This window comes from Sphaerisporangium dianthi (assembly GCF_042654065.1).
Taxonomy (GTDB): Bacteria; Actinomycetota; Actinomycetes; order Streptosporangiales; family Streptosporangiaceae; genus Sphaerisporangium; species Sphaerisporangium dianthi.
The window spans coordinates 236,547-251,130 of record NZ_JBHSFP010000002.1 but is presented as its reverse complement, the minus strand read 5'-3'; the positions used below and the strand labels follow the sequence as shown (position 1 = coordinate 251,130).

At 73.0% G+C, this 14,584-nt stretch carries 10 protein-coding genes; 9 read left to right on the top strand and 1 reads right to left on the bottom strand.

The annotated features are described in order from the left end of the window. Positions 1-153 precede the first annotated feature (153 nt). From ACFO60_RS04205 to ACFO60_RS04165, 9 genes are all read left to right on the top strand, one after another. Positions 154-4,092 (top strand): DUF4082 domain-containing protein, encoded by a 3,939-nt coding sequence (locus ACFO60_RS04205; RefSeq protein WP_380837107.1) that lies wholly within the window; start codon positions 154-156, stop codon positions 4,090-4,092. 242 nt (positions 4,093-4,334) lie between these two features. Beyond that, on the top strand, positions 4,335-5,372 hold the full coding sequence (locus tag ACFO60_RS04200) for a Gfo/Idh/MocA family protein (protein ID WP_380837104.1): 1,038 nt from the start codon (positions 4,335-4,337) through the stop codon (positions 5,370-5,372). After that, the gene (locus ACFO60_RS04195; protein WP_380837101.1) at positions 5,369-6,352 is read left to right on the top strand and encodes an NAD-dependent epimerase/dehydratase family protein; all 984 of its coding nucleotides are present in this window, start codon (positions 5,369-5,371) and stop codon (positions 6,350-6,352) included. Before ACFO60_RS04200 ends, ACFO60_RS04195 begins: the two co-directional genes overlap by 4 nt. Further along, positions 6,349-7,509, top strand: a complete 1,161-nt coding sequence (locus tag ACFO60_RS04190; protein WP_380837099.1) for a glycosyltransferase — start codon at positions 6,349-6,351, stop codon at positions 7,507-7,509. The genes ACFO60_RS04195 and ACFO60_RS04190 overlap by 4 nt, the downstream gene beginning before the upstream one ends. Then, positions 7,506-8,627: a DegT/DnrJ/EryC1/StrS family aminotransferase gene (locus ACFO60_RS04185; protein WP_380837097.1), complete on the top strand. Its 1,122-nt coding sequence runs from the start codon at positions 7,506-7,508 to the stop codon at positions 8,625-8,627. The genes ACFO60_RS04190 and ACFO60_RS04185 overlap by 4 nt, the downstream gene beginning before the upstream one ends. A gap of 2 nt (positions 8,628-8,629) precedes the next feature. Beyond that, positions 8,630-9,850 (top strand): glycosyltransferase, encoded by a 1,221-nt coding sequence (locus ACFO60_RS04180; RefSeq protein WP_380837095.1) that lies wholly within the window; start codon positions 8,630-8,632, stop codon positions 9,848-9,850. Further along, entirely contained in the window at positions 9,847-11,373 is a 1,527-nt protein-coding gene (locus ACFO60_RS04175) for an oligosaccharide flippase family protein (RefSeq protein WP_380837093.1), read from the top strand. The genes ACFO60_RS04180 and ACFO60_RS04175 overlap by 4 nt, the downstream gene beginning before the upstream one ends. Then, positions 11,370-12,053, top strand: a complete 684-nt coding sequence (locus ACFO60_RS04170; protein WP_380837091.1) for an acetyltransferase — start codon at positions 11,370-11,372, stop codon at positions 12,051-12,053. Before ACFO60_RS04175 ends, ACFO60_RS04170 begins: the two co-directional genes overlap by 4 nt. A 1-nt stretch (position 12,054) precedes the next feature. Continuing rightward, a complete protein-coding gene (locus ACFO60_RS04165; RefSeq protein WP_380837088.1) occupies positions 12,055-13,152 on the top strand; it encodes a DegT/DnrJ/EryC1/StrS family aminotransferase in 1,098 nt (365 codons plus the stop codon). Between the two features lie 61 nt (positions 13,153-13,213). Here ACFO60_RS04165 and ACFO60_RS04160 read toward each other — a convergent pair whose 3' ends face one another. After that, positions 13,214-14,581: a dihydrolipoyl dehydrogenase family protein gene (locus ACFO60_RS04160; RefSeq protein ID WP_380837086.1), complete on the bottom strand. Its 1,368-nt coding sequence runs from the start codon at positions 14,579-14,581 to the stop codon at positions 13,214-13,216. Between the last annotated feature and the right edge of the window lie 3 nt (positions 14,582-14,584).

Genomic DNA, 14,584 nt, shown 5'->3' with positions numbered 1-14,584 from the left:
GCAGCGTGAGCACCACCGGGGCAACGACCCTTTCGATCACGTGGGAGCTTCATGAAACCGCGCAGTGCCGCGCGCCGACACAGGTCGGCAATCGCAGCAGCAGCGTTGACTCTCGCCGCACTCCTCTCGACCCCCGCCGCGCCGGCGCAGGCGATGGGACCTTGTGACGCGGGCGGCAACAAGATCACCTGTGAGAACAGCCTCACGGGGAACGACCGGTCGGAATGGGACACCAATCCGCACGGCACCGTCGAGGGCTACGGCGACCAGATGAGCGTCAACCTCGGCCAGACCGTCAACTTCAAGATCAGGTCCACCGCCCTGAACCTCCAGGTGGACATCTACCGCATGGGTTACTACGGGGGTTCGGGCGCGCGCAAGGTCATCACCGTGCCGGCCACCACCTCCGTCTCCCGGTTCCAGCCGAGCTGCCCGGAGAACACCACCACCGGCGAAGTGGCCTGCGGCTGGGGCACCGTGGCGAGCTGGACCGTTCCCACCACGGCCGTCTCCGGCATCTACTTCGCTCACGTGGTCCGTACCGACACAAACGACGACACCCACATCGTCTTCGTGGTCCGGGACGACGCGAGCACCTCCGACCTGCTGTTCCGCACCTCCGACAGCACCTGGCAGGCGTACAACTCCTGGGGCGACATCCCCGCCACCGAGGACAACCCGAACAAGGTGCTCAACAGCCTCTACCGCGGCGACAGCATCGCCGCGCCGGGCCGGGCGGTGAAGGTCAGCTACAACCGCCCGTTCAACACCCGCGAGTCCACCCCCTGGGGCCGTGACTTCGTCTTCGCCAACGAGTACCCGATGGTGCGCTGGCTGGAGGCCAACGGCTACAACGTGTCCTACATGTCGTCGCTGGACGCCGCGCGCAGCCCCGCGACGCTGCTCAACCACAAGTCGCTGCTGTCGGTGGGCCACGACGAGTACTGGTCGGGCGAAGAACGCACCGCGTTCGAGAACGCCCGCGACAACGGCGTGAACCTCGCGTTCTTCAGCGGCAACGAGATCTACTGGAAGACCCGCTGGGAGAACAACTACCGCACGATGGTCTCCTACAAGGAGACCCACGCCAACGCCAAGATCGACCCGGCCGCCGGCGTCTGGACGGGCACCTGGCGCGACCCGCGGTTCAGCCCGCCCGCCGACGGCGGCAAACCCGAGAACGCGCTGACCGGCACGCTGTTCACCGTCAACTGCACGACGTCCAACAACGGCTGCGAGGCGATCCCGCTGACCGTTCCGGCCGCCGACGGCAAGATGCGGTTCTGGCGCGGCACCCCCGTGGGCGGCCAGTTCTCCGGGTCCATGAACATCGGCGGCATCGTCGGCTACGAGTGGGACGAGGACGTCGACAACGGCTCTCGGCCCGCGGGCCTGGTGCCCATGTCGAGCACCACCTCCGTGGCCGAGCAGGTGCTCATCGACTACGGCACCAACGTCGCGCAGAAGAGCGCCACCCACCGCCTCACTCTCTACCGCGCCCCCAGCGGCGCCCTGGTGTTCGGCGCCGGGACGGTCCAGTGGTCGTGGGGGCTCGACCCCGAGCACGACGGCTACGACGAGAACGACTACTCCAACCTCAGCATCAAGCAGGCGACGGTGAACCTGTTCGCCGACATGGGCGTGCAGCCCAAGTCGCTGACCGCCGGGCTGAGCACCGCGCTCAAGTCGACCGACGTCACCGCGCCGACCGCGGCCATCACCGCCCCGGCCGCCGGGGTCACCGTGAACAACGGCTCCACCGTCACCGTCAGCGGCACCGCCGTGGACGTGGGCGGGCAGGTCGGCGCCGTCGAGGTCTCCACCGACGGCGGCGCCACCTGGCACCCCGCCACCGGACGGACGAGTTGGACCTACTCGTGGAAGGTCACCGGGGTCGGCGCCACGACCATCAAGGTGCGGGCCGCCGACGACAGCGGCAACGTCGGCGCGCAGGCGTCGCGCAACGTCTCCGTCGACTGCCCGTGCAGCCTGTTCACCTCCTCCGTCACCCCGGCCAACCCGGCCGAGAACGACGGCAGCGCGCTGGAACTCGGCGTGCGGTTCAAGCCGTCGGTGAACGGCTACCTGACCGGGGTCAAGTTCTACAAGGGCACAGGCAACACCGGCACCCACACCGGCACTCTGTGGGGGAGCGACGGCACCCCGCTGGCCACCGGCACCTTCTCCGGCGAGACGTCCAGCGGATGGCAGAAGCTCAACTTCGGCTCGCCGGTGTTCGTCACGGCCGGCACCGAGTACGTGGCCTCCTACTACGCGCCGAACGGCCACTACGCCGCCGACGCGAACTTCTTCCGCTATCAGCCGCTGGTCAACGCGCCGCTGACGGCGCCGGCCGCCTCCGGGACGGCGGGCAACGGCGTCTACCGGGCGGGGGCCGGGTTCCCCGACCAGACGTTCAACGGCGGCAACTACTACGTCGACGTGGTGTTCACCGTCAACGACGTCTACCCGCCGGCGGTGACCACGGCCGCGCCGGTGCCCGGCTCGTCCAGCGTGCCGACCGGGGTGCAGCCGAAGGTCACCTTCGGCGAGCCCGTCCAGACCGGCACCCCGACGTTCACGGTGAAGGACGCCACTCTGGCGAACGTCGCCGGCACGGTGTCCCTGGACGCCGCCCGCAAGACGCTCACCTTCGTGCCGTCCGCGCCGCTGGCCCCCGGCGAGCGGTTCACCGTCGAGGTGTCCGGCGCCAAGGACGACGCGAACAACACCATGACCCAGCCGTACGGCTTCTCCTTCACCACGGCGAAGACCTGGACGGCCGGGCAGTGCCCGTGCACCGTCTGGCCGGACGTCACCGTGCCCGACGTGCCGAGCGTCAACGACTCCGGCTCGGTCGAGGTCGGCGTGAAGTTCCAGGCCGCCACGGACGGCTTCATCGAGGGCATCCGGTTCTACAAGGGCGCGGGCAACACCGGCGCCCACACCGGCACCCTGTGGTCGGGGACCGGCGCCGAGCTGACCACGGCGACGTTCACCGACGAGTCGACGCAGGGCTGGCAGGAGGTGTACTTCGGCACACCGTGGCCGGTGACCAAGGACACCACCTACGTCGCCTCCTACCACGCGCCGAACGGCCACTACTCGGGGACGGCCAACGGGCTGGCCTCGGCGGTGACCGCGCCGCCGCTGCGCACGCTCGCCAGCGCCACCAGCGGCGGCAACGGCGTCTACAAGTACGGCGCCCGGTCCTATCCCGACCAGTCGTGGGGGGCGACCAACTACTGGGTGGACGTCATCTTCACCCGGCTGGCCGACACCACCGCGCCGTACATCACGCTCAAGTCGCCCGACCACGGCGGCACGGGCGTGGCCACCGGCACGGCGGTGACCGCGACGTTCAGCGAGCCCATCCAGGAGAACAGCGCCACGATCACCGTCAAGAACGCCGCCAACCAGACGGTGGCCGGCACGCGGGCGCTCAACGAGGCGCGCACGCTGCTCACCTTCACGCCGGACGACCCGCTGGCGCAGAGCACGACGTACACGGTCACGGTCAGCGGCGGCGAGGACGACGCCGACAACGCCATGACCACGACGTCGTGGTCGTTCACCACCGGCGGGCCGGCGACCTGCCCGTGCTCCATCTGGGCCAGCAACGCCTTCCCGGCCAACCCGTCGAACGCGGACGCGGACGCCGTCGAGGTGGGCGTGAAGTTCACCGCCGAGATGGACGGCCAGGTCACCGGCGTCCGGTTCTACAAGGGGGCCGGCAACACCGGCACCCACGTCGGCAACCTGTGGAGCGGCACCGGCACCCCGCTGGCCAACGGCACGTTCGTCAACGAGACGGCCTCGGGGTGGCAGACGCTGCAGTTCGCCGCCCCGGTCGACGTCGTGGCCGGGCAGGTGTACGTGGCCTCCTACCACGCGCCCGCCGGGCACTACGCGGGCGACGGCGCGTACTTCAACACCGGGCCGTACGCCAACTCGCCGCTGACCGCGCTGGCCAACGGCGGCCCGGCGGGCGGCAACGGCGTCTACCGGTACGGGACCGACTCGGGCTTCCCGTCGGCCAGCTTCAACGGCGCCAACTACTGGGTGGACGTGCTGTTCACCCCGTCGAGCTAGTCCCGTCACCCGTGTGCGGTTCGATCGCCGCAGGACCTCCCGGCGATCGGACCGCACACGGCCGCCCGACCCGAACCGAACCGATCCGCACCAACCGAACCGACCGCTCGAACCGACCGACTTGAACCGACCGAACCGACCGGCACGCACCGGCCGAAACCGAAGCGAACGACCCGCACCGACCGCCCGACCCGCACCATCGAACACCGACAGACCTGACCCCCGACCTGAGGAGAGCCGCGTTGACGTCGATCGGCCTTGCCGTGATCGGTGCCGGCTACTGGGGCCCGAACCTGGTCCGGAACGCCATGGCGACCCCGGAACTGCGCCTTGAGTGGCTGTGCGACCTGGACGAGGAGCGCGCCAGGGCGGTGCTCGGCCGCTACACCACGGTGCGGCCCACCTCCTCGGTCGAGGAGGTGCTCAGGGACCCTGCCGTCCAGGCCGTGGCCATCGCCACCCCGGCGCGCACGCACTTCGACCTGGTGCGCGCCGCCCTGGACGCCGGCAAGCACGTGCTGGTCGAGAAGCCCCTGACGCCGACCTACGAGGAGGGCGCCAAGCTGGTGGCCCTGGCCGACGAGCGCGAGCGGGTTCTCATGCTCGACCACACCTTCTGCTACACGCCGGTGGTGCGCCGCATCCGCGACCTCATCTCCTCGGGCGAGCTGGGCGAGGTGCAGTTCGTCGACTCGGTGCGCATCAACCTCGGCCTGGTGCAGCCGGACGTGGACGTGCTGTGGGACCTGGCGCCGCACGACCTGTCCATCCTGGACTTCGTGCTCCCCGAGGGGGTGACGCCGGTCGCGGTGGCCGCGCACACCTCCGACCCGATCGGGGCGGGCAGGCCGTGCCTGGCGTACCTGACCCTGTGGCTGTCGTCGGGGGCCATCGCCCACGTGCACGTCAACTGGCTCAGCCCGACCAAGATCCGCACCACCGTGATCGGCGGCTCCCGGCGCACGATCGTGTGGGACGACGTCAACCCCGCCCAGCGCCTTTCGGTGTACGACCGGGGAGTGGACCTGGCGTCCGCCGGCGAGGACGAGCGCCGTGCCGCCCTGATCTCCTATCGCACCGGTGACGTCGTCGTACCCGCCCTGCCCGAGCGGGAGGCGCTGCGGGGCGTGATGAGCGAGTTCGCGGCCGCCATCGCCGAGGGCAGGGCCCCGCTCACCGACGGCCGTGCCGGGCTCCGTGTGCTCGCACTCCTGGAAGCCGCGGGACAAAGCATCCAAAATGACGGCAGACGAATCGACCTTGGGGGAACCTCTCGATGATCTCGGCACTTGAGAACAGCCGCTGCCTGGTGACGGGAGGCGCGGGCACGATCGGCTCGACCGTCGTGGACCAGCTCCTCGCGGCCGGCGCCGGCGAGGTGGTCGTGCTCGACAACTTCGTCAGGGGACGCCGCGCCAACCTGGCGGCCGCCGAGGCCGCGGCCGGGGACACCCGCCGGCTGCGCGTCGTCGAGGGGGACATCCGCGACACCGCGCTCGTGCGCTCGCTGACCCAGGGCATGGACCTGGTGTTCCACCTGGCCGCGATCCGCATCACCCAGTGCGCCGAGGAGCCGCGCCTGGCCCTCGAGGTGCTGGTCGACGGCACCTACGAGGTCGTCGAGGCGGCGGCCGACGCCGGCGTGCGCAAGGTGGTGGCCTCCTCGTCGGCGTCGGTGTACGGCCTGGCCACCGAGTTCCCGACGCGCGAGGACCACCACCCCTACGCCAACGACACCCTGTACGGCGCGGCCAAGACCTTCAACGAGGGGCTGCTGCGCAGCTTCCACGCGATGCGCGGCCTGGACTACGTGGCCCTGCGCTACTTCAACGTGTACGGGCCCCGCATGGACATCCACGGCCTGTACACCGAGGTGCTGATCCGGTGGATGGAGCGCATCGAGGCCGGCGAGCCGCCGCTGATCCTCGGCGACGGCCTGGCGACCATGGACTTCGTCTACACCGAGGACATCGCGCGCGCCAACCTGCTGGCCGCGGCGAGCGACGCCACCGACGAGGTCTTCAACATCGCCGCCTCCACCGAGACCAGCCTGCGCGGGCTCGCCGAGGCGCTGATGGCCGTCATGGACGCGAGCGACCTGGGCCTTGAGTTCGGCCCGGCCCGCGCGGTCAACGGCGTCACCCGGCGGCTGGCCGACGTGAGCGCCGCGGCCGAGCGGCTCGGCTGGAAGGCCGAGGTGGACCTCGAAGAGGGCCTGCGCCGCCTGGTCGCCTGGTGGCGCGCAGAGAAGACCCGGTGAACGACCTTCTCGTCTATGGCGCGGGCACCCGGTACGACGGGGTGAGCGGTACCGACCGGCACATGGCCGACAGGCTGGGCGCGTACGCCGACGTGCTGTACGTCGACCCGCCGCGGCCGGTCCGTTCCGGGCTGCGCGACCCGGAGACCGGGCAGGCCGGGCACGTGCTGCGGCAGGTGCGCGCGGGCCTGTGGCGGCTGAGCCCGGTGGCCCCGCCCGCCGCCTACCGCGCGGGCGTCGAGCGCGTCACCGCGGCGCTCGCCCGCCGGGCGGTGCGCGCCGCCGCCCGCAGGGTGGGGGGCCCGGTGACCGCGGTGGTCGTGGCCGGGACGACGGATCTGCTGGACGTCGCGCCGGGGGCCCGCACGGTGCGGTACGTCACCGACGACCTGGTGGCGGGCGCCTCCCTGATCCGGATGTCGGCCGCCCGGCTGTCGGCGGCCGAGCGGCGCATGACGTCGCGGGCGGACGCGGTCGCGGTCGTCTCGCTGGACCTGGCCGAGCGTTTCGGCCGCGGCGGGCGGGCGGCGACGCTGGTGCCCAACGGATGCGACGTGTCGGCATATATGGACATCGATGATGCTCCGCTGCCGGCGGACCTGCCCGCAGAGCTGGCCGCGACCCCGGTGGCCGGGTTCGTCGGGCACATCAACGCCCGCATCGACATCGCCCTGCTGGAGGCCGTCGCCGCCACCGGCGCGCCGCTGGTGCTCGTCGGCCCCCGGTCGGGCGACTACGAGCCCGAGCGGTGGCCGCGGCTGGTCGCGCGTCCCAACGTCCACTGGGTGGGGCGCAAGCCGTACGAGGAGCTGCCGTCCTACCTGCGCGTCATGGACGTCGGCCTCACGCCCTACGCCGACAGCGCCTTCAACCGGGCCAGCTTCCCGCTGAAGACGCTGGAGTACCTCGCGGCGGGCCGGGCGGCGGTCTCGACCGACCTGCCCGCCACCGCCTGGCTCTCCGCCGGGCCGTTGATCCCGGTCGCGCGGACCCCGGCGGACTTCGCCACGGCCGTGACGACCGAACTCGGCGCCCCGCGCACGGCCGCGCTCGCCGGGCGGCGGCGGGCGTTCGCCGCACAGCACGACTGGAACCAAAGGGTCCGCCTGCTGGCGGGCCTTCTCGGTCTTGAGATGAGGGAGGTGGCCGGTCGATGATCCCGGTGATGCGGCCGTGGTTCGGCCCGGAGGAGCAAGCCGCCGTCGGCGAGGTCATCGCCTCCGGCTGGGTCGCGCAGGGGCCGAGGGTGGCCGAGTTCGAGCGCGCGTACGCCGCGAGCGTCCAGGCCGGCCACGGGGTGGCCGCCTCCTCGTGCACCACCGCGCTGCACCTGGCCCTGGTGCTCGCGGGCGTCGGCCCCGGCGACGAGGTCGTCGTGCCCTCGCTGTCGTTCATCGCGACGGCCAACGTCGTGCGGTACGCCGGGGCCACCCCCGTGTTCGCCGACATCGACCCGGCGACCGGCAACCTCACCGCCAAGACCATCGACGCCGCCCGCACCGCGCGCACCCGCGCGGTGATCATCGTGCACCAGGGGGGTGTGCCCGCCGACGTCGACGACATCCGCGCGGCCCACGACGACGTGGCGCTGATCGAGGACGCCGCCTGCGCCGCCGGCTCCACCTACCGCGACCGGCCCGTCGGCGCCGGCGCGAACATCGCGGCCTGGTCCTTCCACCCGCGCAAGCTGCTCACGACCGGCGAGGGCGGCATGATCACCACTGACGACCCCGAGTGGGCGGCCCGCGCGCGGCGGCTGCGCGAGCACGGCATGAGCGTCAGCGCCGCCGACCGGCACGCCAGCGGCTCCACCGCGCCCGAGGAGTACACCGAGGTCGGGTACAACTACCGGATGACCGACCTGCAGGCGGCGGTCGGCCTCGTGCAGTTGCGCAGGCTCCCCGAGCTCATCGCCCGCCGCCGGGCGCTGGCGGCCCGCTACCAGGAACTGCTGGCCGGCATCCCGGGGCTCACCACCGCGGGCGACACCGAGTACGGCACGACCAACTACCAGTCGTTCTGGATCGCCCTGCCCGCGGACTTCCCGATGAGCAGGAACGAGCTTCTGACCTTCCTCGCCGAACGGGGCGTCTCGGCCCGCCGCGGCATCATGGCCGCCCACCTCGAACCGGCCTACGCCGGCGTCCCGGCCGCCGAGCTGCCCCACACCGAGTGGCTCACCGGCAACTCGCTGATCCTGCCGCTGTTCCACGCCATGACCGAGGCCGAACAGGACCAGGTCGCCGCGGCCGTCCTCGCCGCCGCCGGAGCCTGACCGTGCGCATCCTTGTGTACCCGCACGCCATGGAGGTCGGCGGCAGCCAGCTCAACGCCGTCGAGCTCGCCGCCGCCGTCCAGCGGCTGGGCCACGAGGTCGGCGTGATCGGCGAGCCCGGCGCGCTGGTCGCGCACCTCGCCGACGCCGGCCTCGAGCACCTGCCGCTCGACGCCGGGCGGCGCAGGCCCTCCCCCGCCACCGTGCGCATGCTGTGCGACCTGGCCGTCCGGCGCGAGATCGACGTGATCCACGGGTACGAGTGGCCGCCGGGGGTCGAGGCGTTCTACGCGAGCCTGCGCAGCCCCGCCGCGGCCGTCTGCACGATCATGTCGATGTCGGTCGCCCCCTTCCTGCCGCCCTCGCTGCCCCTGGTGGTCGGCACCCGGGAGATCCAGGAGCGGGCCGCGCCCGGACGCCGGCACGTGCACCTCATCGAGCCGCCGGTCGACGTGGCGGCCAACGCCCCCGGGCACCCGGCGGCGGAGTTCCGCCGCGCCTTCGACCTGCCGGAAGGACCGCTGGACGTCGTCGTCGTGGGCCGCCTGGTCGCCGAGCTGAAGCTCGAAGGCGTCCTGACCGCGATCGACGTCATCGGCCGGCTGGCGGACGAACTGGACCTCCGGCTCGTCGTCGTCGGGGACGGACCGGCGAGGGCCGAGGTGGAGGCGCGCGCCGCCGCCGCCAACGCCGCCGCCGGGCGCCGCGCCGTCGTGGTGACCGGCCAGCTCCTCGACCCCCGCCCCGCGTACGCGGCCGCGGACGTCTGCCTCGCCATGGGCGGCTCGGCGCTGCGCTCGCTGGCCTTCGCCAAGCCGCTCATCGTGCAGGGCGAGCTGGGCTTCTTCGAGCTGCTCACCCCCGAGAGCGAGAAGACCTTCCTCGGCCAGGGCTGGTTCGGCCTCGGCGCGGGCCGGCAGGAGGGCGCGCCGCGCCTTGAGTCCATCCTGCGCCGCCTGCACGCCGGCCCCGGCCTGCGCCACGAGCTGGGCGAGTACGGCAGGCGCCTGGTCGTGGAACGCTTCAGCCTGGACCGCGCCGCGCGCGTCCAGCTGGAGATCTACGAGCAGGCCGCCACCGAACGGCCGGCCGCCCTGGACGCGGTCGGAACCGCCGCCGGCGTGCTCGGCCACAAGCTCCGCCGCCGCTACGCCCGCCTCCGCGGCACCGAGGCCCGCGACGACTTCAACGCCGTCGCGCGGAGCGGGCGAGGCCGGGCGTGACGGACGTCGACGCGCCGTCACTGCGGGCCAAGGCGGGCAGGGCGCTCGGGTGGAGTCTTCTGAGCACGATCGCGGCGCGGCTCGGCACGCTGGCCATCGGGATCACGCTGGCCCGGGTGCTCGGGCCCGCCGAGTTCGGCACGTTCGCGGTCGCGCTCGTCGCGCTGCTCGCCATGCTGAGCATCAACGAGCTGGGCGTGAGCCTGGCCATCGTGCGCTGGCCGGGCGATCCGCGCGCCATCGTCCCGACCGTGGCGACGATGTCCGCCGCGTTCAGCGTGCTGGTGTGCGGCGCGTTCATGGCGGCGGCGCCCGCCTTCGCCGCGGTGATGGGCAATCCGGCCGCCACCGGCCCGGTACGGGTGCTGGCTCTCAGCGTCGTCACCAACGGCCTGGTGTCGACCTCCGCCGCGCTGATGCAGCGCGAGTTCATGCAGGGACGCAAGATGATCGCCGACCAGGTGGACAACTGGCTCGGCGCGCTGATCTCCCTCGCGCTCGCCCTGCTCGGCTGGGGGGCGATGAGCCTCGCGGTCGGCCGGGTCTGCGGCTCGCTCGCGGGCGGCGTCCTGCTGACCTTCTTCGCGCCCCAGCGGCCGCGGTTCGGCTTCGACCGGGAGGTGGCCCGCAGGCTGGTCAGGTTCGGCCTGCCGCTCGCCGGGGCGTCCCTGCTGGTCTTCGCGGTCGGCTACGCCGACCAGATCGTCGTCGGGCACGTCCTCGGCTCCACCGCGCTCGGCTTCTACGTCCTCGCGGTCAACCTGTCCGGGTGGCCGGTCGCGGTGTTCTCCCAGCCGGTGCGCGCGGTCGCGCCCGCCGCGTTCGCGCGGCTCCAGCACGACCGGCCCACGCTCAACCGCTCGTTCGTCACGGTCGCCGGGCTGCTCGTCGGGCTGACGCTCCCCATGTGCCTGCTGCTCAGCGGCGCGGCCCCGGCGATCATCCGGTTCGTGTACGGGGCCGAGTGGGAGCCCGCCGCCGTCGCGCTCGCCGGGCTCGGCGTGCTGGCCGGGCTGCGCATCTTCTTCGAGCTGGTCTACGACTACCTGGTCGTCCTTGAACGGTCCCGCGCGGTGCTCGCCGTCCAGGGCCTGTGGCTGGTCGTCCTGGTGCCGGCGATGTGGTTCGGCGTCGAACAGGACGGCCTTCGTGGCGCGGCGATCGCGCTCGTCGCCGTCGCCGTCGCCGTCGTGCTGCCCGGCTACCTGTGGATGCTCGGCCGAGCCGGCGTCCGGCCGGGGGACCTCGCGCGGAGCCTGTGGCCGGCCGTGCTCGCCGCCCTCGCCGTCGGCGCCTTCGCCGTGCTGGCGGGGCGGGTCATCGGCTCCGACCTCGGCGTGCTGGCCGCCGCCGGCACGGTGGGCGTCCTGGTCGCCGGCCTGTACGGCTACCTCAGGCGCGGGGTGCTCCGCGACATCAGGCAGGTCCCGGTCGTCCCGGAGGAGAGCACGGTCCTTCCTGAGGAGACCGTGGGCACTCCGCACGGGGTCCCCGTCGCCCGCGACATCGAGGAGCGCGCGTGACGCCGTTGCTGATCGTCGGAGCGGGCGGTTTCGCCCGCGAGACCGCGCAGCTCGTCGAGGCCGTCAACGCGGTCTCCCCCACCTGGGAGCTGCTCGGCCACCTCGACGACGACCCCGCCAAGCACGGCGCCCTGGTGGACGGCGTCCCCGTCCTCGGCGGGTCGGGCGAGGCGGCCGGGCGGGAGGACGCGCGGGTCGTGGTCTGCGTCGGAAGCCCCCGCGACCACGCCGCCCGCGCGCGCGTCGTCGCCCGCCTCGGCCTGCCGCCCGACCGGTACGCCACGCTCGTCCACCCGAGCGCCAGCGTGTCCCGCACGTCCTCGATCGGCCCGGGGTCGATCGTGCTGGCCCAGACCGTGCTGACCGCCGCGGTCACGGTCGGAGCCCACGTGAGCGTGATGCCGCACGTGACCCTCACCCACGACGACGTGGTCGGCGACTTCGCCACCCTCGCCGCCGGCGTGCGGCTGGCCGGGGCCGTCCACGTCGAGACCGGCGCCTACGTCGGCTCGGGGGCGCTCGTCCGCGAGACCCGCACGATCGGCTCCTATGCCCTGGTCGGCATGGGGTCGGTCGTCACCCGCGACATCCCCGCCCGCGAGGTGTGGGCGGGCGTGCCCGCCCGCTTCCTGCGTCCCGCGACCGTCACCGTCCCTCCGTCCCTTCCTGTGGAGTCCTGACATGATCCCGTTCGTCGATTTGCGCGCCGCCCACGCCGAGGTGGCCGAGGAGGTGCTCCAGGGCTTCGACCGGGTCCTCGCGAACACCGCCTTCGTGCAGGGCCCGGACGTCGCGGCGTTCGAGGAGGAGTACGCCGTCTTCTCGGGCGTGCCGCACTGCGTGGGCGTGGGCAACGGCACCGACGCCATCGAGCTGGCGCTTCGCGCGCTGGACCTGCCCGCGGACGGCGGCGTGGTGCTGCCCGCCAACACCTTCGTCGCCACCGCCGAGGCCGTCGTCCGGGCCGGCCTGCGCCCCGTACTCGCCGACTGCGACGACGATCATCTGCTGCTGGACCCCGCGTCCGCGTCCGCCGCCGCGGGCCCGGACGCCGTGGCCGTCATCCCCGTCCACCTGTACGGCCAGCAGGCCCCCATGGCCGCGGTGCACGAGCTCGCCGCGCGCCGCGGACTCGCCGTCGTGGAGGACGCCGCGCAGTCGCAGGGCGCGGAGCAGGCCGGGCGCCCCCCGGTCGGCCTGGCCGCGACCAGCTTCTACCCCGGCAAGAACCTCGGCGCGTACGGCGAGGCCGGGGCGGTGCTGGCGTCCTCGCCGGGGACGGCGCGCGCGGTGCGCCTGCTGACCAGCCACGGCAGCGAGGTGAAGTACCGGCACGAGACGCTCGGCTTCAACTCCCGGCTGGACACCCTGCAGGCCGTCGTGCTGCGGGCCAAGCTCAAGCGCCTGGCCCGGTGGAACGAGCTGCGGCGCGCGGCGGCCGATCGGTACGAGGCGCTGCTGTCCGGCATCGAGGGCGTGCGGGCGCCGCGCGCCGCGCGGGGCAACACGCACGTGTGGCACCTGTACGTGATCCGGGTGCCCGAGCGTGACCGGGTGCTGGCCGGGCTGCAGGAGGCCGGGGTGCAGGCGCAGATCCACTACCCGGTGCCGGTGCACCTGCAGCCGGCGTTCCATCACCTCGGCCACGGCCCCGGCGACTTCCCGGTGGCCGAGAGGGCCGCGGGCGAGATCCTGTCCCTGCCCATGCACCCTCACCTCACCGCCGGCCAGCAGGAGCAGGTCGCCGAAGCCCTGGACAAGGTCCTGCGGCAACTGTGACGGCTGACGGGCCGGTGCGGCCACGGTCCCGCGCCGGCTCGACCGGCCGGTGGCCCGGTCGTCAGTCGGTCCAGGAGGCGAACAGGGCGTTGAGGCCCTCGGCCATGGTGGGGTGGGCGATGATCGCGTCGCGGAGCGCGGTGTACGGGAGCCCGGCCAGCATGGCCGTCTGCACCACGGTGAGCACCTCGGAGGACTCCGGGCCGAGCAGGGCCACGCCGAGGATGCGCTCGCTCCGGCGGTCCACGATCGCCTTCCACAGCCCGCGCGTGTCGCGCATGGTGCGCGCCCGCGGGATGGCGGCGACCGGCAGCTTCGCCACCCGGACGTCCATCCCGGCCGCGCGGGCCCTGGTCTCGGTGAGGCCGACCCGGGCGAGCTCGGGGTCGGTGAACAGGTTCCACGGCACCAGCCGGCCCGTCGTACGGCGGTCCCCGCCCGCGAGGTTGGCCTTGAGGATGCGGTAGTCGTCCAGGGAGACGTGGGTGAACTGCGGGCTCCCGGCGACGTCCCCCACCGCCCAGGTGTGCGGGGCGCTGGTGGCGAGCCGGTCGTCCACCTTGACGAACCCGAGGTCGTCCACCTCGACCCCGGCCGCCGCGAGGCCGAGGTCGCGGGTGACCGGCTCGCGCCCCGCGGCCACCAGCACGTCCGAGCCGACGATCTCCCGGCCGTCGGCCAGTCGCACGGTCACCGCCCCTGGCCCGCCCGAGAACCGCTCGACCTGGACGCCGGTGTGGATCACGACGCCGTCCTCGCGGAGGAACCCGGTCAGCACCTCGGAGACGTCCGGGTCCTCGCCGGGCAGCAGCCGGGCGTTCTGGTCCAGGACGGTGACGTCGCTGCCGAAGCTCGCGAACATCTGGGCGAACTCCAGCCCGACGTACCCGCCGCCGATCACCACGAGATGGTCGGGGATGCGCGCCAGCTCCATGATGGTCTCGCTGGTCAGCGGGGACACCTCGGCCAGGCCGGGGACGACGGGGACGCGCGGGACGGTGCCGGTGTCGATCACGACGTCGGCGCCGCGCAGGACGCGCCGGCCGCCGTCCGCCAAGTTCACCTCGACGGTGCGTTCGGCGGTGAACCGCGCCGTGCCGAGGATGAAGTCCATGCCGCTGTCGATGAACTGGCGGTGGTTGAGGTCCACCATGCCGCCGACGACGCCCTCCTTGTGGGCGCGCAGCAGGGGCAGGTCGGCCTGGGCCTTGTCGACGCGCACGCCGACCTCGTCGGCGCGGCGGATCCGCTGGAGCAGACGGGCGCTGGTGACCAGGGACTTGGTCGGGATGCACGCCACGTTGATGCACGTGCCGCCGATCATGCCCCGCTCGACCATCGCGACCCGCCTGCCGCCGCGCGCGGCGTCCATCGCGAGGGTCTTGCCCCCCTTGCCTCCGCCCACGACGAGCAGATCGACGTCGTCCATTCC

What these genes read in the sequence shown, in the direction of transcription:
- ACFO60_RS04205 (WP_380837107.1), top strand. Translation starts at nt 154, where the DNA reads ATGGGACCTTGTGACGCGGGCGGCAACAAGATCACCTGTGAGAACAGC.
- ACFO60_RS04195 (WP_380837101.1), top strand. Translation starts at nt 5,369, where the DNA reads ATGATCTCGGCACTTGAGAACAGCCGCTGCCTGGTGACGGGAGGCGCG.
- ACFO60_RS04185 (WP_380837097.1), top strand. Translation starts at nt 7,506, where the DNA reads ATGATCCCGGTGATGCGGCCGTGGTTCGGCCCGGAGGAGCAAGCCGCC.
- ACFO60_RS04165 (WP_380837088.1), top strand. Translation starts at nt 12,055, where the DNA reads ATGATCCCGTTCGTCGATTTGCGCGCCGCCCACGCCGAGGTGGCCGAG.
- ACFO60_RS04160 (WP_380837086.1), bottom strand. Translation starts at nt 14,581, where the DNA reads ATGGACGACGTCGATCTGCTCGTCGTGGGCGGAGGCAAGGGGGGCAAG.